Source organism: Hamadaea flava (assembly GCF_024172085.1).
GTDB classification, from domain to species: domain Bacteria; phylum Actinomycetota; class Actinomycetes; order Mycobacteriales; family Micromonosporaceae; genus Hamadaea; species Hamadaea flava.
Window position 1 is genome coordinate 5,764,074 of record NZ_JAMZDZ010000001.1, and the last position, 16,909, is coordinate 5,780,982.

17 protein-coding genes, 1 tRNA gene and 1 pseudogene are annotated in these 16,909 nt (G+C 69.5%); 7 read left to right on the forward strand and 12 right to left on the reverse strand.

The features are described 5' to 3' along the window. Positions 1 to 257: 257 nt before the first annotated feature. Genes bcp through HDA40_RS27115 form a run of 5 tightly spaced genes read right to left on the reverse strand, consistent with a single transcriptional unit; the run spans position 258 to position 3,676 of the window. The gene (bcp, locus tag HDA40_RS27095) at positions 258 to 728 is read right to left on the reverse strand and encodes a thioredoxin-dependent thiol peroxidase (protein WP_253760618.1); all 471 of its coding nucleotides are present in this window, start codon (positions 726 to 728) and stop codon (positions 258 to 260) included. Positions 729 to 732: 4 nt separating this feature from the next. Continuing rightward, a complete protein-coding gene (locus tag HDA40_RS27100) occupies positions 733 to 1,782 on the reverse strand; it encodes a hypothetical protein (protein WP_253760620.1) in 1,050 nt (349 codons plus the stop codon). A 34-nt stretch (positions 1,783 to 1,816) separates the two neighbouring features. Further along, a complete protein-coding gene (locus tag HDA40_RS27105; RefSeq protein ID WP_253760621.1) occupies positions 1,817 to 2,566 on the reverse strand; it encodes a DsbA family protein in 750 nt (249 codons plus the stop codon). Beyond that, positions 2,517 to 3,068, reverse strand: a complete 552-nt coding sequence (locus HDA40_RS27110; protein WP_253763835.1) for a MauE/DoxX family redox-associated membrane protein — start codon at positions 3,066 to 3,068, stop codon at positions 2,517 to 2,519. Before HDA40_RS27110 ends, HDA40_RS27105 begins: the two co-directional genes overlap by 50 nt. A 47-nt stretch (positions 3,069 to 3,115) precedes the next feature. After that, positions 3,116 to 3,676: a sigma-70 family RNA polymerase sigma factor gene (locus HDA40_RS27115; protein WP_253760622.1), complete on the reverse strand. Its 561-nt coding sequence runs from the start codon at positions 3,674 to 3,676 to the stop codon at positions 3,116 to 3,118. Positions 3,677 to 3,743: 67 nt separating this feature from the next. Between HDA40_RS27115 and HDA40_RS27120 the strand changes: the two genes are divergently transcribed. The 5 genes and pseudogenes from HDA40_RS27120 to HDA40_RS27135 all read left to right on the forward strand — a co-directional run bounded on the left by HDA40_RS27120 (position 3,744) and on the right by HDA40_RS27135 (position 7,841). After that, positions 3,744 to 4,385, forward strand: a complete 642-nt coding sequence (locus HDA40_RS27120; RefSeq protein ID WP_253760624.1) for a zf-HC2 domain-containing protein — start codon at positions 3,744 to 3,746, stop codon at positions 4,383 to 4,385. Between the two features lie 43 nt (positions 4,386 to 4,428). Beyond that, entirely contained in the window at positions 4,429 to 6,072 is a 1,644-nt protein-coding gene (locus tag HDA40_RS27125) for a copper resistance CopC/CopD family protein (protein WP_253760625.1), read from the forward strand. Positions 6,073 to 6,136: 64 nt separating this feature from the next. Beyond that, on the forward strand, positions 6,137 to 7,339 hold the full coding sequence (locus HDA40_RS27130) for a hypothetical protein (protein ID WP_253760627.1): 1,203 nt from the start codon (positions 6,137 to 6,139) through the stop codon (positions 7,337 to 7,339). A 27-nt stretch (positions 7,340 to 7,366) separates the two neighbouring features. After that, a pseudogene (locus HDA40_RS42720) lies at positions 7,367 to 7,585 on the forward strand (RhiA family protein); the annotation flags it as partial. Positions 7,586 to 7,607: 22 nt separating this feature from the next. Beyond that, the gene (locus tag HDA40_RS27135) at positions 7,608 to 7,841 is read left to right on the forward strand and encodes a hypothetical protein (protein WP_253760628.1); all 234 of its coding nucleotides are present in this window, start codon (positions 7,608 to 7,610) and stop codon (positions 7,839 to 7,841) included. Between the two features lie 230 nt (positions 7,842 to 8,071). Here the strand turns inward: HDA40_RS27135 and HDA40_RS27140 are convergent, their stop codons facing one another. After that, positions 8,072 to 9,304, reverse strand: a complete 1,233-nt coding sequence (locus HDA40_RS27140; protein ID WP_253760629.1) for a glycosyltransferase 87 family protein — start codon at positions 9,302 to 9,304, stop codon at positions 8,072 to 8,074. A gap of 61 nt (positions 9,305 to 9,365) precedes the next feature. Between HDA40_RS27140 and orn the strand changes: the two genes are divergently transcribed. Together orn and HDA40_RS27150 are read left to right on the forward strand one after the other, a co-directional pair. Continuing rightward, on the forward strand, positions 9,366 to 9,962 hold the full coding sequence (gene orn, locus HDA40_RS27145; protein WP_253760631.1) for an oligoribonuclease: 597 nt from the start codon (positions 9,366 to 9,368) through the stop codon (positions 9,960 to 9,962). 125 nt (positions 9,963 to 10,087) lie between these two features. Beyond that, a tRNA-His gene (locus HDA40_RS27150) sits at positions 10,088 to 10,163 on the forward strand. A gap of 57 nt (positions 10,164 to 10,220) precedes the next feature. Here HDA40_RS27150 and HDA40_RS27155 read toward each other — a convergent pair. From HDA40_RS27155 to HDA40_RS27180, 6 genes are all read right to left on the reverse strand, one after another. Beyond that, positions 10,221 to 11,552, reverse strand: coding sequence for a L,D-transpeptidase (locus HDA40_RS27155; protein ID WP_253760632.1), 1,332 nt, complete (start codon positions 11,550 to 11,552; stop codon positions 10,221 to 10,223). Positions 11,553 to 11,682: 130 nt separating this feature from the next. Then, positions 11,683 to 12,987: a L,D-transpeptidase gene (locus tag HDA40_RS27160; protein WP_253760633.1), complete on the reverse strand. Its 1,305-nt coding sequence runs from the start codon at positions 12,985 to 12,987 to the stop codon at positions 11,683 to 11,685. A gap of 174 nt (positions 12,988 to 13,161) precedes the next feature. Continuing rightward, positions 13,162 to 13,755 (reverse strand): GTP-binding protein, encoded by a 594-nt coding sequence (locus HDA40_RS27165; RefSeq protein WP_253760634.1) that lies wholly within the window; start codon positions 13,753 to 13,755, stop codon positions 13,162 to 13,164. After that, the gene (locus tag HDA40_RS27170; RefSeq protein ID WP_253760635.1) at positions 13,736 to 14,125 is read right to left on the reverse strand and encodes a DUF742 domain-containing protein; all 390 of its coding nucleotides are present in this window, start codon (positions 14,123 to 14,125) and stop codon (positions 13,736 to 13,738) included. Before HDA40_RS27170 ends, HDA40_RS27165 begins: the two co-directional genes overlap by 20 nt. Next, positions 14,115 to 14,519, reverse strand: a complete 405-nt coding sequence (locus HDA40_RS27175) for a roadblock/LC7 domain-containing protein (RefSeq protein ID WP_253760636.1) — start codon at positions 14,517 to 14,519, stop codon at positions 14,115 to 14,117. The genes HDA40_RS27170 and HDA40_RS27175 overlap by 11 nt, the downstream gene beginning before the upstream one ends. After that, complete coding sequence (locus HDA40_RS27180) at positions 14,516 to 16,900, reverse strand: sensor histidine kinase (protein WP_253760637.1); 2,385 nt, start codon at positions 16,898 to 16,900, stop codon at positions 14,516 to 14,518. The genes HDA40_RS27175 and HDA40_RS27180 overlap by 4 nt, the downstream gene beginning before the upstream one ends. Positions 16,901 to 16,909: the final 9 nt, after the last annotated feature.

Genomic DNA, 16,909 nt, shown 5'->3' on the forward strand with positions numbered 1-16,909 from the left:
CACGACTGTGACGTTGCGCAGGCATCGCTGGCTCGGGATACCTGCGCACCGTCACAGTCGTGCCGTGCCTCCCGAGTGCCCCGGACTCGAGGCGCTCACCGAGCATCGGGCAGTGGCTCACGACGAGTTGATCATGCTCGCGCGGGAACGATCAGGGTCGCGCGGACACGACACGCCGGTCGATCACGACCGATAGTTCATGATCGCGCGGAAAGCATGGAAAGCACGGAAAGCGCGGAAAGCGCGGAAAGAGAGGGCTAGTCGATGGCTAGGTCGCGGCGGAGTTTGGCGACGTGGCCGGTGGCTTTGACGTTGTAGAACGCCTTCTCGATCTTGCCGTCCGGGTCGATGACGAAGGTCGACCGGATCACGCCCATCATCTTCTTGCCGTAGTTCATCTTCTCCCCGAAGGCCCCGTACGCCGAGAGCACAGCCTTGTCGGGGTCGGAGACCAGCGGGAAGGTCAGCGCGTCCCGGTCGACGAACTTCGTGAGTTTGTCCGGGCCGTCGGGGGAGATGCCGACGACGTTGTACCCGTGCGCGGTCAGCGAGGCCAGGTTGTCCCGGAAGTCGCAGGCCTGCGTGGTGCAGCCGGGCGTCATCGCGGCCGGGTAGGCGTACAGGATGACCTTTTTGCCCTGCTTCAGCAGGTCGCTGAGGGCCAGCTGGTCGCCGGTCGCGGTGGTCAGCGTGAAGTCGGGTGCGGTGTCGCCGGGTTCCAGTCGCATGATTTCACCCTATGCCCCGGCGCATCCGCAGGGCCGCCGCACCGCACACGCCGATGCCGATCGCCAGGACGGCCAGCACCATCAGCCGCGCGGCGAGGTCGGGCCAGGGGATCGGGGCGACCGAGCGGAAGAACACCGCGGCGTTGACCAGGCCGCCGAACAGTGCCAGGCCCGCGCCGGCCAGGGCCACCGCGAACGGCCCCGACGGACGGTTGCGCAGCGCGTACCCGCCGGCGAGCAGCGCGGTCAGCCCGGCCACGGCAGGCCACAGCTCGCTCGCGAAGGCGCCCGCGACGATCTCCCACGCTCCGCGCGCCCCGGCGTCGATCTCCCGCGCGGTCTCGTAGGTCAGGGCGGTCAGGCCGCCGACGATCAAGATCATTCCCAGCGCTTGTACGCGGAGAGCAGCGACCAGGCCCAGTGCCGCGAGGGCGGCAGCGACCACGACGGTCAGCGTCCACCACAAGGCAGCCGACGGCGGGGGCACCCAGTCGAGCGTACCGTTCAGCTCCAGTGTGGACAGATCGTCGGCCATCCGCAGGGGCACGCTCCAGTCGGCGATGCGGTGCCCGACGCCGGGGTCGGCGGCCACGGCGGGTGGCGGCTGCAGCGCGGTCCAGCGGGCGCGTTTGTCGTGCCACCGCGCTACGGGCTCGTCCGAGGTCTTGCGCCATTGCGGCGGGGCGGCCGGATCGGCGTTGGCCGGGGGCACGACCCCACCCTGCAAGGTCGTGTTGAGGTAAGTCGCGGGGGAGTTGACGTTCTCGAAGACGCCGTCCGGCCGGATCTCCAGGTACGCCTCGTTGCTGTAGCCGAGAACCTCCACCACCCGGTCGGAGTGGCTGGTCAGCTCCAGCCGGGCGCCGGCCTCGATCGCGCGTACGCTCACCCCGGGCAGCGCCGGAGTGATGCCGGTGATGGTCGTCCGATAGTTCGTGGCATCCGGCGCGTCCGCCGCGTGGGCCGCCGCCGGGGTGGCGACGGCCCAGCTCAGCAGGGCGGTCCAGGCGACGGCCGCGCCCAGGAGCGCGGCCGTCTTGCGAAGGGGTAGCACATTCCCTCCGGTGGGGGTGAGTGGTGAGAGCGGGTCAGCTGGCGGACGGGGTCGGCGCCACCGACGCGTCACCTCCGGCGGCGGTGATGGCGGCGGTGATCGAGTCCAGCGACGCGGTGACCTTCTTACCGTTGACGAACACCGTCGGAGTGCCGCTCACCCCGTTTTCGCTCGCCGCGTCCGTGGTGTGCTGGGGCCAGGTCATATAGGTGCCACCGGTCACGCAGCTCGCGAAGGACGTGTCGGTCAGCCCGACACCCTGCCCGGTCGTGATCAGCTCCTCGTTCGTCGGCCCGGCGCCGCCCTCCGCGGGCTGATTGGCGTACAAGGCGTCGTTGAAGGCGAGGAACTTGCCGCCGTCAGCCGCGCAACCGGAAGCCGCCGCGGATCTGGTCGAGTACTGGTTGGTCGACGACTGGTCGAGGATCGCGATCGGGTGGATGTTCAGCGTGATCTTGTTCTGCTCGGCGAGCGCGGCCAGCGTCGGCCCGGCGCTGTCGTGCAGCTGCTTGCAGTACGGGCACAGGTAGTCCTGGTAGACGTCGACCGACACCTTGCCCGACCCGGTCACGATGGCGGTGCCCTCGGCGTTCGCGTGAGCCGGTGTGTTGAAGCTCGTCGGCTTCTGGCTCGCGTAGATCGCGTATCCGATCATGCCGCCGATCACCAGGACGGCGACCACGCCGATCGTGATCCACAGGGTGCGCTTGCGACGCTGCTCGCGGGCGAGCTGCTCACGAACGATCCGAGCCGCTTCGCGCTTCTCCTGCACGCGCTTGCTCATCGATGGTTTCCTCCATATCCAGTGGTGGGCCGAACAGCTGGGCGTCCACCGAGAACCTGCTGGAGGGGTACAGGATCAGGAAGACGGCCAGGGCCAGGAAGGCGACGTCGCGGACGATGTCCCAGGTGTAGTTGGGGGCGACCCCGACCGGCAGCTGGCCGCCCTTGCTGAAGCAGCCGCAGTCGATCGACAGTCCGCGCGCCCAGGCGGAGACGATGCCGGAGATGAAGGCGACCAGCGCGATGGCCGACAGCCAGGCCGCGAACCGGGTCAGCAGGCCCACCAGCAGAAGCAGGCCGATGCCGACCTCCAGGAACGGCTGGATCGCCCCGACGACCTGGGCGACGTCCCACGACATCAACTGGTACGCGTTGACCGCCCGGGCGTTGCCGGGCAGGTCGAAGATCTTGGGCAGGCCCGCCCCGATGAACACGGCGGCCAGCGCCAGCCTTACGACCAGCGACACCCAGGGCTGGGCTCGGATCCACCCGCTCACCGACATGGTCATTAGTCGTCGTCCTGCCTCGTCCGGTTCCCTGTGAATTCGCTTCAGGCCGCCATGGCCCGCGTCACGTCGGCGGCCAGCTCGGTCCGGGCGCGGGCCACCCGGGAGCGGATCGTTCCCACCGGCACCCCCTCGACCTCGGCCGCTTCGGCGTACGACAGCCCTAGGAGCTGGGTGAGGACGAAAGCGCTGCGGCGTTCGTCGCCGAGCGCCGAGACCAGATCGCCCGAGCCGTGCCGGTCGGCGGGATCGCCGCCGGGCAGCTGCGTCGCGGCTTCCATCGCCAGCCGTTGTTCCAGCCTACGGCGGCGGACGACCTGCCGGAGGTGGTCGGCGCAGGCACGCCGGGCGATGCCCAGCAGCCACGTACGCGCGGACGACCGTCCTTCGAAGGCGGGCAGCGCCCGGAACGCCCGGAGATAGGTCTCCTGCGTGAGGTCGTCGGCCGTCCCGGGATCGAGCAGTGCCGCGCAGAGCCGCCAGACCTCGACCTGGGTGGTGCGGACGAACGCCGCTTCCGCCACCGGATCGCCCTCCCTCGCACGCAACGCCCAGTTCGTCACCTCGTCGAGGCTGCCGGACTGACCGGGTTGCGGGAAGGGCACGAGGACCCAGGTTAGCGGCCGAAGGGCCCATGGGAACCACGGCTTGCCGACAGACGACTATTGGCACATGAGCACCACCCGCTGCGACGCCGTACGCCTGGATCTGTCCGCCCGCCTCGACGGCGAGACCACCGAGCTGCCGGCCGACCGGCTCGACACGCACGTCGCCGGGTGCGACGGCTGCCGATCCTGGCTGACCGAGGCCGAGCGGGTGACCCGGCTGGCCCGCGTACGCGCGGTGGGCGTACCGGATCTGACCGGCCAGATCCTGGCCGCCGTCGCGCAGGAGCGCCAGACCCTCCGCGTACGCCGCGAGGGCGACCGGCAGGTGCTGCGGATCGCGGTCGCGATCGCCGCCGCGGTGCAGCTGGTGCTGGCGTTGCCCGTGTTGCTGGGCGTCGGGGTGGACCCTCATGCCTCGCGGGAGATGGCCTCGTTCGACATCGCGATGGCGGTCGGGTTCGCGCTGGCGGCGTGGAAGCCGGACCGCGCGCGGGCGTTCGTCCCCGTCGCGTTCGTCCTCGCCGGCTGCCTCGCCGCGACCAGCTTCCTCGACCTGGCCGGCGGCGCGACCCACTTGGCCCATGAGGTGGGTCACGTGGTGGCGTTGGCGCAGGCCGGACTGCTCTGGGCACTCGGCCGGAAGTCCGGCGTGGGCACGGCCACCGTGCCGGGCGCGCGGACGCCCGCCTCCGGCGGCATCGGGTAGCGTCGTTGCGCCACCTAACCCCTCATGATCAACAGGAGAGCGAATGAGACGGCTCGCGGTGATGTTCGCGGCGTTGCTGGTGGTGCTGGTCGGGGTCGCGAGCCCCGCGCAGGCGCACGCCGTGGTGGTCTCGACGAACCCGCCCCAGGGCGGCACGGTCGCGTCCGCGCCGAGCGAGGTCACCATGACGTTCTCGGAGTCGATCAGCCCGGTCAAGGACAAGATCCGGGTCACCGCCCCGGACGGCAGCCGTGCGGACAAGGGCGAGACCAGCGTGGACGGCGCGGTCCTGCGCATCCCGCTGCGCGATGACCTGCCGATCGGCACGTACCTGGTCAGCTATCGCGTCATCTCGGCCGACTCGCACCCGGTTCCCGGCGGCTTCACCTTCAACATCGGCGCGCCGTCGGCCACCGTGCCCACGCCGACCACCGACGACAGCTCCACGAGCCGCCCGATCGCCGTCTCGATCGGGGTCGCCAAATACGTCGGGTACGCCGGGCTGCTGCTGGCCGTCGGGGCGGCCATGGTCCTGCTGCTGCTCTGGCCGGCGCGGATGTCCCGGCGTGGCCCGCGACGGGCGCTGGCGGCCGGATTCGGGCTGGTGGTCCTGTCGACGCTCGGGCAGTTCGTGCTCCAGGCGCCCTACGTCAACGGCGTACCGCTCAATCGCACGACCGCCGACGACCTGGCGGGCGTACTGGACTCGCAGTTCGGCGCCGTGATGCTCGCCCGGATCGGCCTGCTCGCCGTCGCCGCGATCGTCCTGTCCGGCGCGTTGCGGCGCATCGTCAGCCACGGCGAACCGGCGCGCAGCGACCTGGTGATCCTCGGCATCCTCTTCGCCGGCGCCGCGTCGACCTGGCCGCTGGCCGGGCACTCCGCGGCCTCCCCGGTCCCGGCGGTCACGGTCGTCATCGACACCGTGCACATCGCCGCGATGGCGGTCTGGCTCGGCGGGCTCGCCATGCTGACGCTGTTCCTACTGCGGCCGAAGACAGCCACCGAACGGGAGCTGACGGCGATCATGCCGGTCTGGTCCCGCTGGGCGACCCTGTCCGTCAGCGCACTGTTGCTGGCCGGCGTTGTGCAGGCGCTCATCGAGATCGGCACGCTGAAGGCGCTCGTCACCACGACCTACGGCTGGCTCATCCTGGCCAAGGTGGCGCTCGTCGTCGTCATCCTCGGATTCGCGTACCTGGCGCGGTCATACGTCTACAACGCTCCGGCGGGCAACGTCCTGCGCTGGGCGGTACGCGTGGAGCTGGGCATCGCCGCGGTCATCATCGGCGTCTCGGCCACCCTGACGCAGACCACTCCCGCCCGGGTGGCCGCCGACCAGCCCAGCACCGTCCAACAGACCCAGAACTATTTCACGACGTCGGTGAAGGCCGGGCTGTACACGTTGCAGGTCGACGTGGACCCCGCGAAGACCGGCCAGAACGTGGTGCACCTTTACGCGTACACGCCGGAAGGAAAGCCGTTGAAGGTCGTGGAGTGGGCGGCCAGCGCGGCCCTGCCCACCGCGGGAATCGAGCCGGTGACCATGCCTTTGCTGCCGCTGACCGACAACCACGCGTCGGGGTCCATCAACCTGCCGACGCCGGGCGACTGGCAGATGAAGTTCACCCTGCGGACGACCGAGGTGGACCAGGAGTCGGTCACCGTGACCGTGCCCGTCGGGTAGCAGACCGCATCGAAGCGCCCGCCCACCCGTTGTCCTTGATGGACGACGATGGGAGAGACGAGTCATGCGTGTCTTTCGCGTGCTGGTCGGAATGGTTCTGCTGACGGTCGCGGCGCCCGCGTTGCTGGCTGGGGCCATTGCGTGGTACGCGATGCAGCACCGCGACGCCGCGGGTGAGTTCCAGGCGGGCCTGGAGTCCGTCGCTCACCCGGGGTACGCCGTCGTGGTGCCCGACGTCGACGCGTTGCTCCGGCGGGACGCGCCGTTCGCCCGAGCCGGGCGCACGTCGATGCGGATCACCGCCTTCGCCGGCACTCCACTGTTCGTCGGGCTCGCGTCACCACCCGACGTCGCGGCGCTGCTCCAGGGCTCGCCCTACACGTCGCTGGACGGCGTCACGGTGGGCAGCCGGGGCCCGCTGGGCGTCTCGTCGCGCGCCTTCACGGGCACTCGGATGGCCCCGTTGGGCCGAGTCGAGGAACAGCCGATGTGGCTGCGATCCGGCCTCGGCTCGGTCGAATACCAGCCGTCGGAGTGGCGCGGGCGTACCGTCGCCCTGGTCGTCGTCGCCCCCGACGGACGTTCGCTGAGCGACGTCTCGCTCGGCGCGGCCGTACGCTTCGGCTGGCTCGACTCGACGACCTGGGGACTGCTGATCCTCGGCCCGGTCCTGCTGCTGCTCGGCTTCGTGACGCTGGCCTGGCCCGCGCGGCAGGTGGTCTACGTGCTCGCGCCCGGCGACCCGGGGATCTCGCTGCGCTCCGGTGAACCGGTGAGCTGGACGGACGCGCCCACGCGGGAGAGCCCGGTGATCCTGGCCCGGCCGGGATCGGTGTACACCTCCGCCACCTCTCCGTCCTCTCCAGACGCTTCGTCGCCGGTCTCTTCGGTTCCGGCTTCCTCGGACCTGGGTTCGGCTTCGTCGGCTTCGTCGGCGTCGTCGGCGTCGTCGGCTTCGTCGTCGCCGGAGGACTGGGCTCGGCCGCCGGCTGGCCCAGCTTCGCGTTCCACTGCTTCGGAATCCGGTGCTGTCTCGGCATCGGCGGTCGGCTCCGACGCCGTCTCCGGATCGGCGACCGGCTCCGGATCGACGGTCGAGGATCCGCCGTCGGCGGAGTGGCCGCCCCCGGAGGAGCAGCGGCGTACGCCCCCGCCGATCGACGTGCCCACCCAGGAGATGCGCGTTCTCGAGGATCTGCCCAACGTGCCGCTCGTGCTGAGCGGAAGCCGGTCCTCCTCGGCCGACTCCACGCCCGTCGCCCGATGACCTCCGATCCGGCGTACGCGATCACCATTGACAACGACTCGCAACTGGACGACAACCAAGCTCTCCGTGTATCAGCGCATCCGGTCGCTGCCGGCCGGCGCGGTTCCGCTGGTCTGGCAAGCGAAACCCTGCCACGTCAGCGCACGCGCGGCCGTCGACTGGACCGTCGACCCCGCCTTCGTCCGGGGCGAGAACGCCCGGCTCGCACCGGGTGCCAACTACCAGCCCGGCGACGTCATCCGAGCCCGGCCTGACCGAGCAGAACCAGGTGGTCCTCAGCTACGTCGGAGACGGGTTCGGGTTCAGCCGGCTCGGCACCGTGCCCGAATCAGGATTTCACTACGTCGCCGAGGACATCTCGGTGCCGGGCCCGGGCAACCCCGACCAGGGGAGCGTGGGCATCGGCATGGCAGGGGCAGGCAGCTTCGTCATGCCGACCGCGCCCACGGCAGTCTTTCGCGCCTCGCCCTTCGCGAAGTTGATCAGGCCGGCGGGGGAATGATCAGGGTCGCGGGGACACGACACTCCGGTCGATCACGACCGATAGTTCATGATCGCGCGGAAAGCTACGGGCGGGGCGGGGTGGGGTGGGAAGCCACGCGGGTGGGCCCGCGGGGAAGCGGGCCCACCCTCACCGGGGGAACGGTGTAAACGGCGAAGGCCCGAACCTTCTGGAGCCTTCGTGTGGGGAGACGAGTCCTGCGCGGTGGATCGTCCCTTCTATACGAAAGTTTAGCCCTGCGTCCCAGAACGGACAATAGGTCCGTTTTCGAGTGGCTCCGGCGCGGGCCGCCGGGTCGGCACCGGCAGCAGCAGGACGAGCGCCAGCGACAGCAGCACGAATGCGTTACGCAGCAGGAATTCGCGTACGCCGGGGGTCGGTCGCTGTTCGACGCCCCAGTCCACGAACGTGTCGACGCCTATCACGCAGATGGCGTACGCGGCGACGGCGGCCGGCAGCAGCCAGCCCCGGCGGTTGCCCCGGGCGGCGTACGCGGCCCCGACGAGCGCCACGATCGCCGGCACGAACCAGTACATGTGGTGGACCCAGGTGATCGGGCTGATCAGCCCGGCGGTCAACCCCGTCAGCGCCAGCCCGGTGATCTCGTCCCCACCGCGGGCGGCGATCGACGCGCGCCACAGCCCGTACACCGCCACCGCGACGGCGAGCCCGGCCCACAGCGCCTGATCCGGCCGGTCCGGCGCGGCCAGCCGGCTGAGCAGCCCGTTCAGCGACTGGTTCGCGGTGTAGTCGGTCCGGCCGACCCGCGAGGTGTCCCACAGCGCCCCGAACCAGAAGTCCCGGGTCGCGGTCGGGGCGATCAAGGCTGCGAGCAGGGTCACGCCGATCGCGGTGCCGGCTGCCACGAAGGCTTCCTTGATACGCCGAGTGACCAGCAGATAGATGATGAACAGCGCCGGGGTGAGCTTGATGGCGGCGGCCAGCCCGATGCCGACCCCGGTGAAACGGCTGCCCCTCGGCAGCAGCACCAGCAGATCGAGGAGGATCAGGGCGACGAGATACATGTTGATCTGCCCGAACGACAGCGTCGTCCGGATCGGTTCGATCACGAAGACCAGCGGCGTCGCCAGGCCGAAGGCGTACCAGTGGGGAATGGCGAGCCGGTGGGCGAGCCCGCCGGTGACCCACCACGTGGTGACCACGACGGCGGCGATCGTGCCCGCGGTCAGCAAGCCGATCCCGAGACCCTGCGGCAGCAGCCCGAGCGGCGCCATGATCAGGGCGGCGAACGGGGGATAGGTGAAGTAGAGCCGGCCCTGCAGATCGTCGGGCTGGGCGAAGTCGTAGAGCTCGTGACCGTCGAGCCACCACTTCTCGGCGCTGATGTAGATCTTCAGGTCGAAGAAGTGCTGCCCACGGAACAGCCACCAGAAGGCGACCGCGGCGACCACCCAGGTGACGGCGACGATCGCGAGTCGGCGGTTGCGCGCTGGCTCAGGCATGCAGACACGGTAGTGGACGCCGTGGTAACCAGAGTTGAGACACCCGTCGTAGGCTGTCCCAATGGCTGCTGATCTTCTCGTCTGGATCGACTGCGAGATGACCGGTCTGAACCTGGGTTCGGACGCGCTCATCGAGGTCGCCGCGCTCGTCACCGATCCCGATCTCAACGTGCTCGGCGACGGCGTCGACGTCGTGATCCACACCGAGGACGCGCAGCTCGACGGCATGCTCGAGGTCGTCAAGGAGATGCACGAGAAGTCGGGTCTCACCGACGAGGTACGCCGCTCGGCCGTCACCCTGGCCGAGGCGGAGCAGCTCGTCATGAACTACATCACGCAGTACGTGCCGGAGCCGCGTACCGCCCCGCTGTGCGGCAACTCGATCGCGACCGACCGGGGCTTCCTCGCCCGGGACATGCCGCTGCTCGACAACCACCTGCACTACCGGATGATCGACGTCTCCTCGATCAAGGAGCTGTGCCGCCGCTGGTACCCTCGGGTGTACTTCGGGCAGCCGCAGAAGGGCCTGGCCCACCGCGCGCTCGCCGACATCAAGGAGAGCATCCGCGAACTGGCGTACTACCGGCAGACGATCTTCGTGCCGCTGCCGGGGCCGGACGTCGACACCGCCAAGGGCATCGCGGGGACGCTCGTCTGATCCGCTGCTCTGATCGGCCGCGAGCGCGGTGCTGTGTGTCGCCGCATACCCAGTGGACAGCGCCGGTGGTCGTACCGCTATCATTGGTCGGTCGCCGCGGGCTGATAGGTCCGCGGTTGATGATGGTGGTCGTAGCTCAGTAGGTAGAGCACCGGGTTGTGGTCCCGGGTGTCGCGGGTTCGAATCCCGTCGATCACCCCATTCGCAGAAGCCCTGTCCGTCCGGACAGGGCTTCTTTCATCTCATGATCGTCGGGCGTTACGCGGAGGGCGTGGCAGTCGCGGTGGCGCTCGCTGTCGGGTCCGGTGTGGCGGACTCGGACTCCGACGGGGCGGGTGTGGGGGTCACGGCGGACACGAACGGGACGGCGCTGCCCTTGACGTACTCGTCCCAGGTCATGTTCCAGTGCGTCCAGCCGTTGCCGTTCTTCAGCTGCCGCTCGGTGCCCTTGGTGATCACCGGGTCGCCGATGCTGGTCAGGTTGAACAGCCACTTGGCGTTGGCGGGGGACATGTTGAGGCAGCCGTGCGACACGTTGCGCTTGCCCTGGGAGCTGATCGACCACGGTGCCGAGTGGATGTACTCGCCGCCCCAGGTCAGCCGCTGGGCGTAGTCGATCGGGGTGCGGTAACCCAGCTCGGGGCCGAGTTCGGCGTACGTGTCGAAGATGGTGTGCACGAACTTCTCGATGATCACCACGGTGCCGCTGGACGACGGGGTGCTGGGCTTGCCGAGGCTGATCGGGATCTTCTTGACGACCTTGCCGTCCTTGGTCACCGTCATCTGCTTGGTCTTGTTGTCGGCGACCATGATCACGGCCGAGCCGATGGTGAGGTTCTCCAGCGTGATGTCGCCCTTGCCGTAGTACCCGTCGCCCATGTCGAGCCCGCCGATGGCCAAGCGCGCGTTGACCTTGGTGCCGGCCTGCCAGTACTCCTTGGGCCGGTAGTGCACCTCGGTCCCGGAGAACCAGTGCCAGATCCCGTCCTGCACCGGCTCGCTGCTCACGAACAGCCGCTTCTGCACCTCGGCCCGCTGCGCCTCGGGGATGGCCCGGCTGAACTTGTACATCAGCGGCATGCCCACGCCGGCCTTCGCGTTGTCGCCCAGGAAGCTGGTGACCCGGACCGTCTTGCTCGGCTTGGCCATCGTGGTGAAGCCGCTCGTCGTGGTCCCGGTCTTGCCGTCGCTTCCGGTCGCGGTCACCGTCAGCGTGTACGCCATGCTGTAGCCGAGCGTCTTAGCCGGGACCCAGCTGCTGCCGTCGGCGCGTAGCTCGCCCGTGACGACCGTGCCGTTGGCGTCCTTGAGCTCGACGGTCGCCTCGGTGGCGTTCTTCAGCTCGTAGACGATCTCGGTGGCGGCCGACACCCCGGTGGCGTCCTTCGCCGGGGTGACGATGGTCGCCGCGGCGGCGTTCGGGTCCGGCTTCGGCGATTCGGTCGCCCCGCCGGTGCCGCCGCCGGAGCCCTTGTCGGAAGTGCAGGCGGCCAGGCCGGCGGCCACGCCCACGAGACCGGCGCCGGCGAGCAGGCCACGCCGGGTCGCGGTGCGGCCGGTTGGCGTACGGCCGGAAACGGTGCGCTCCATGTGCCCCTCATCCATCGGCATCGCGAACCGAACCCGGTCGCGGTCAACGATCTATCGTGCCTTAAAGACGTGGCGCGACAAGGTCTCGTTGCCGGTGGTGAAGGAAAACACGCCCGTTCGTAGGCCGGATTCAGCTGGCCGAGGGGGTCGGCGTACCCAATTGGGCGTTTCCGGCCGTTCCTGGGCTGGTGCTCGGCGCCACCGTCGGAGACGGCTTGGGCTTCGGATACGGCTCGTACGCGACCGCGTTGGCGACGTCGGAGGCGACCGGGACGGCGCTGCCCTTGAGGAAGGTCGGCCAGTCCATGTCCCACACCGTCCACCCGTTGCCGGGGGCGAGTTTGACCTCGGTGCCGCTGACGGTGACGGGGGTGCCGACCTTCATCACGGTGAACAGGTACGCGGCGTTGCCCGGTCCGATGTTGACGCAGCCGTGGGAGACGTTGGTGTAGCCCTGGTCGCTGACGCTCCACGGTGCCGAGTGGATGAACTCGCCGCCCCAGGTCAGGCGCTGGGCGTAGTTCACGTCGACCACGTAGCCGCCGTTCGGCTCACCCCGGGTGTCGAACCGATAGGTGTACGCCTGCTCCATGACCACCATGTGCCCGCTCGAACTGGGCGTGCTGGCCTTGCCGAGGCTGACCGGCATCGTCTTGATCAGGGTGCCGTTCTTGAATACCTGCATCTGCTTGGGGTGATTCGTGACCTTGACCTCGACCTTGTCCTTCGCGATGCGTACGCGGGCGATCTTGTCCTCTTCGCCGTAGTAGCCACCGCCGAGGGCCTGTCCCTTCAGGCCCAGCCGGACGGTCAGCTTCGTCCCCGGCTGCCAGTACGCCGCCGGCCGGTACTGCACCTGGGTCGGGCTGAACCAGTGCCACGCACCGGGCTGGGGCGGGTCGCTGGTCACGAAGAACCGCTTCTGCACCGCCGCCCGCAGGTTCGCCGGGACGTCCCGCACGAACTCGATCGGGATCGGCATGCCGACGCCGTACTCCTGACCGTCGAAGAGGTAGAAGCCGACGCCTTCCACCTGGGACGGCTGCTTCATCGTGGTGAACGCGACCGACTTGGACTCGTGATGCGTACGCGAGCCGACGGCGGTCACCGTGGCGGTGTAGCGCTGGGCGTACTTGAGCGGGGCCGTGGGCACCCAGGCCGACGCGTCCGAGCGCAGTTCACCGGCGATCTTCTGGCCGGCGGCGTCGCGTACGTCGACTCCGTCGACCGTTCCGGACCCGAGTTTGATGCCGATCTCGGCGCTGATCGGTACGCCCGACGCCCGGTCTGCAGGGCTGACGGTGAGCGCCAGGTTCTCCTGCGGCGCCTGCGCGCTCGTCGTCGACTGCGCGGCGTCCTTAGTGGCGGTGCATCCCGCCAGTGCCGTCGCGCCGCCCAGTACGGCGACCATGATCATCGCTCGGAATCCAGCCATCCCGCTGCCCCCCGTTTGTCCGCTTCACGGATATCGTGCACTATCGCGGGGGTTCGTGGGGCTTGGTCCTGGGATTCCATCGGGAGCCGGTTCGTAGCGGATCACGGATATGCATGTGATCATGAGGCGATTTGGCATGCATATCCGTGATCTGCCGCCGAAAGAACCTGGGAGCTAGCGGGCGGCGGCGGCGAGCCGCAGCGAGCGAACGTGTTCGATGAGCGCGATCAGCACCTCCCGGCCGGACGCGCGATCCCGGACGTCGCACATGACCAGTGGAACGTTGGGATCCAGGGCCAGCGCGTTGCGTACGGCGTCGGCTTCGAACGGCTGCTCGCCGTAGAAGCAGTTCACCGCCACGATGAACGGGGTCTCCCGCCGTTCGAAGTAGTCGATCGAGGGGAAGCAGTCGGCCAGCCGCCGGGTGTCGGCGAGCACGACCGCGCCGAGGGCGCCGAGGGCCAACTCGTCCCACAGGAACCAGAACCGGTCCTGGCCCGGAGTGCCGAACAGGTAGAGGACGACGTTGTCGCCGAACGTGATCCGGCCGAAGTCCATCGTCACCGTCGTGGTGGTTTTTCCCTCCACTCCGGACAAATCATCGGATTCGGTGCTCTCCGATGTCAGGACTTCCTCGGTGTGCAGTGGCAGGATCTCGCTCACCGCACCCACGAGCGTCGTCTTGCCTACGCCGAAGCCGCCCGCGATCAGGATCTTGATCGCCGTCGGCACCGGACGCGCCCGGCCGTCAGCTGGTTCGGAGGCCATGGATCACCGCCTGGAGTAGGTCGTCGTCGGGAAGGGTGTCGGAGGGGGCGTCGACCTTGGTGATCGCGCCCGCCTCCAGCAGGTCGGCCAGCAGCACGCGGACCACGCCCAGGCCGTAGCCCAGGTGAGAGGCGAGTTCGGCGACCGAGACCGGGTCGCGAGCCCGGGCGAGGATGGCCCGGTGCTCCGGTTGCAGGTGGATGGTGCTGCGTTGCAACGCGAACGGCGCCGCCGTCACGTGACTCAGCAGGTCGAACGTGGCCACGCCGGGTTTCGCCCGGCCGCCGGTGAGCGCGAAGGATCGCACGAGCGGGCCGGCGTCGTCGTCCAGCCAGTCGTGCGAGTTCCCGGACTCCCCGTCAGCGCGCATTCGCCGTGCTTCTGGGCTGGGTGGCCAGGTTGTGCCCGATCCGCTCCACCAACATCGCCATCTCGTAGGCGACCATGCCGATGTCGGAATCGGCGGCCGCCAGCACCGCGAGGCAGGACCCCTGCCCGGCCGAGGTGACGAGCAGGAAGGCGCTCTCCATCTCGATGATCGTCTGCCGGACCGCGCCCCGCTGGAAATGCCGGCCAGCACTGCGCGACAGGCTTGCGAAACCGGCCGCGACCGCCGCCATGTGCTCGGCCTCGGCCTGCGCGAGGTTGCGCGAGGCGCCCATCAACAGGCCGTCCACCGACAACACGACGGCCTGCTGGGCGGCGGGAACCCGCGCCACGAAGTCGTCGATCAGCCAGTCCAGGCCGTGGGCGGGGTTGCTCATTGCTGCTCCTCCGAACCTTCCAAGGGGGGCGCCGCCTGCTGGGCGGCCTCGGCGCGGCCCCGATTCGTGCCGGCTTGCAGCGAGGACAGCATCGAGCGACTCGCCTCGGGCGCGCGCGAGGTCCGCACGGGTTGCTCTTCTTCACCATTTTGTACGCGCAACTGAGGGGCCAGACTGGCCTGCCGTTGCCGCATGGGCAATCCTTCGGGGCTGAGCTGATGCGGCCCGCTGACCGGCTGGACTGCACTTCTGGCGGCTGGCCCAAGAGGTTCCCCGGCGAGTGCGGCGATCATGGGCTGCTCGGCGGTCGCCTCGTCCATCAGGGCAGGCGGCGCCGGTAACGATGAGCCGCTCGGGTGAAGAGCAGGAGTGCGGTCAGCAGCCACGGCGGTCGCTGCTTTCGGCGTATCACCGGCGGGGAGCGCGGCCAGCGCGACCTGGGGGCGGGCCACGGTGAGTTCGCCCTGCGCGGGCCGTTCCTCGACCACCAGCTCGCGCGGCAGCAGCGCGACGGCGGTGATCCCGCCGTAGGGCGACGCGCGGAGGGTGACCTTGATGCCGTGCCGAGCGGCCAGCCGCGCCACCACGAACAGACCGAGCCGCGAGCTGTGCGCGGGGTCGAAGTCCGGTGGTTCGGCGAGCCGGCCGTTGGCCTCGTCGATCGCCTCCTGGGGCAGGCCGACGCCGCGGTCCTCGATCTCCACCGCGAACCCGTTGGGCACCAGCTGCCCGGAGAGCTGGACGTGCGTGTCGCGCGGGGAGAAGGCGGTCGCGTTCTCCAGCAGTTCGGCGAGCAGGTGCACGACGTCGCTGACAGCCCGGCCGATCAGCGCCATCTCGGGCAGCGTCACCACCGTGATCCGGGTGTACTCCTCGACTTCGGACACCGCCGAGCGCAGCACGTCGTGCAGCGGGACCGGGTTGCGCCAGCCCCGGCCGGGCACCGCGCCCGCCAGGATGACCAGGTCCTCGGAGTGGCGGCGCAGCCGCGTGCCGAGGTGGTCGATGCGGTACAGCTCCTCCAGGTCCTGCGGGTCGGTGACCCGGCGTTCCATCGCGTCGAGCAGCGACAGCTGCCGGTGCACCAGCACCTGGCTGCGCCGACCGAGGTTGAGGAAGACCTGGTTGAGGCCGGCCCGCAGATGCGCCTCATGGACCGCCGCCTCGATCGCCGTACGCTGCATCTCGGCGAACGCGCCGCCGAGTTGGCCCAGTTCGTCGTCGGCGTGGCTGAGCGGTGGCGCCTCGGCGTCCACGTCGACCGCCTCGCCGCGCCGCAGCCGGCCGACGACGTCGGGCAGTTTGCGATCGGCCATGTCGAGCGCTTCGGCCCGCAGCTCCCGCAGGCGCCGGATGATCGAGCGCGCGATCCGGATCGACAGCAGCACCAGGCCGATGATCAGCAGGAGGCCGAGCAGACCGGCGATCAGCAGCCGCAGGATGATCCTGGTGGCTGCCGGGGTGGCCGCCTCGATCGCCCGGCCGGCGATCTGATCCTCCAGATGCGACAGTTCCAGGTTGAGCGCGGTGATGTCGGCGTCCCACTGCTTGCGGTCGATGCCGCCCGGCACCCGGGTGCCCGTCGACTCCGAGATCTTGTCCTCGGCCGCCCGGACGCGGGTGTACGCCTCACTCGTCGTGATCTTCTCGTACCAGGCGGTGTCCTCGGCGAGCAGGGAACGCGTACCGATGATGTAGAGATGGCGCTGGGCGCCGATGGCCTGCACGATCATGCTGCGCTCGCCGGGCGCGTACGTGCCGCCGCCCGCGAGCACGCCGCTGATCAGCGCGTCCTCAAGGGAGAACAGATCCCGGGCCTCGTTGATCGTCGCGGTCGTCGTCGACGCCTGGGCCAGCGTGTGATCGTCCACTTCGATCGCGGTCGAGAACACCGCGAACGCCTTCTCGATCATCGCCGTGTAGGCGTTGACCACCTGCAACCGCGAGTACCGGCCGGTGTCGACCGACGCGCGGGCGGTCGGCAGCGAGCCGAGCGCGGTCAGCATCTCGTCGATGCGTCGCATGGCCGCCGGCGACGCCGAATCACGGAGATCCTCGCCCTCGGCGAACTGCTTCAGCTTGGCCACCGTCGAGTCGGTACCGGACCGCTGATCCTTCAGCGCGCCGGCGACGCCGGTGTCCCCGCTGACGAGCTGGGACGACAGTTTGCGCTCCCGTTCCAGGGAGTACGCCACCGCACCGGTCGGCAACGCCGCGTTGTTGGCGCTGGTCTCGGCGTCGAGCAGGTTGCCGGCGGCCGACACCGACAGCGTGGTGCTGAACGCCCACATGCCGACCAGCGGCAACAGCGGCGCGAGCAACAGCAGCAGGACGCGCGACCGGATCGTCCAGGTACGCCGGAGGAAGAGGGGTCTGTTCATGGGACCTCA

Bases quoted from the DNA above. Each gene is read 5' to 3' on its own strand.
- bcp (WP_253760618.1), bottom strand. From the start codon at position 728: ATGCGACTGGAACCCGGCGACACCGCACCCGACTTCACGCTGACCACC.
- HDA40_RS27105 (WP_253760621.1), bottom strand. From the start codon at position 2,566: ATGAGCAAGCGCGTGCAGGAGAAGCGCGAAGCGGCTCGGATCGTTCGT.
- HDA40_RS27110 (WP_253763835.1), bottom strand. From the start codon at position 3,068: ATGTCGGTGAGCGGGTGGATCCGAGCCCAGCCCTGGGTGTCGCTGGTC.
- HDA40_RS27120 (WP_253760624.1), top strand. From the start codon at position 3,744: ATGAGCACCACCCGCTGCGACGCCGTACGCCTGGATCTGTCCGCCCGC.
- HDA40_RS27125 (WP_253760625.1), top strand. From the start codon at position 4,429: ATGAGACGGCTCGCGGTGATGTTCGCGGCGTTGCTGGTGGTGCTGGTC.
- HDA40_RS27130 (WP_253760627.1), top strand. From the start codon at position 6,137: ATGCGTGTCTTTCGCGTGCTGGTCGGAATGGTTCTGCTGACGGTCGCG.
- HDA40_RS27140 (WP_253760629.1), bottom strand. From the start codon at position 9,304: ATGCCTGAGCCAGCGCGCAACCGCCGACTCGCGATCGTCGCCGTCACC.
- orn (WP_253760631.1), top strand. From the start codon at position 9,366: ATGGCTGCTGATCTTCTCGTCTGGATCGACTGCGAGATGACCGGTCTG.
- HDA40_RS27155 (WP_253760632.1), bottom strand. From the start codon at position 11,552: ATGGAGCGCACCGTTTCCGGCCGTACGCCAACCGGCCGCACCGCGACC.
- HDA40_RS27160 (WP_253760633.1), bottom strand. From the start codon at position 12,987: ATGGCTGGATTCCGAGCGATGATCATGGTCGCCGTACTGGGCGGCGCG.
- HDA40_RS27165 (WP_253760634.1), bottom strand. From the start codon at position 13,755: ATGGCCTCCGAACCAGCTGACGGCCGGGCGCGTCCGGTGCCGACGGCG.
- HDA40_RS27170 (WP_253760635.1), bottom strand. From the start codon at position 14,125: ATGCGCGCTGACGGGGAGTCCGGGAACTCGCACGACTGGCTGGACGAC.
- HDA40_RS27175 (WP_253760636.1), bottom strand. From the start codon at position 14,519: ATGAGCAACCCCGCCCACGGCCTGGACTGGCTGATCGACGACTTCGTG.
- HDA40_RS27180 (WP_253760637.1), bottom strand. From the start codon at position 16,900: ATGAACAGACCCCTCTTCCTCCGGCGTACCTGGACGATCCGGTCGCGC.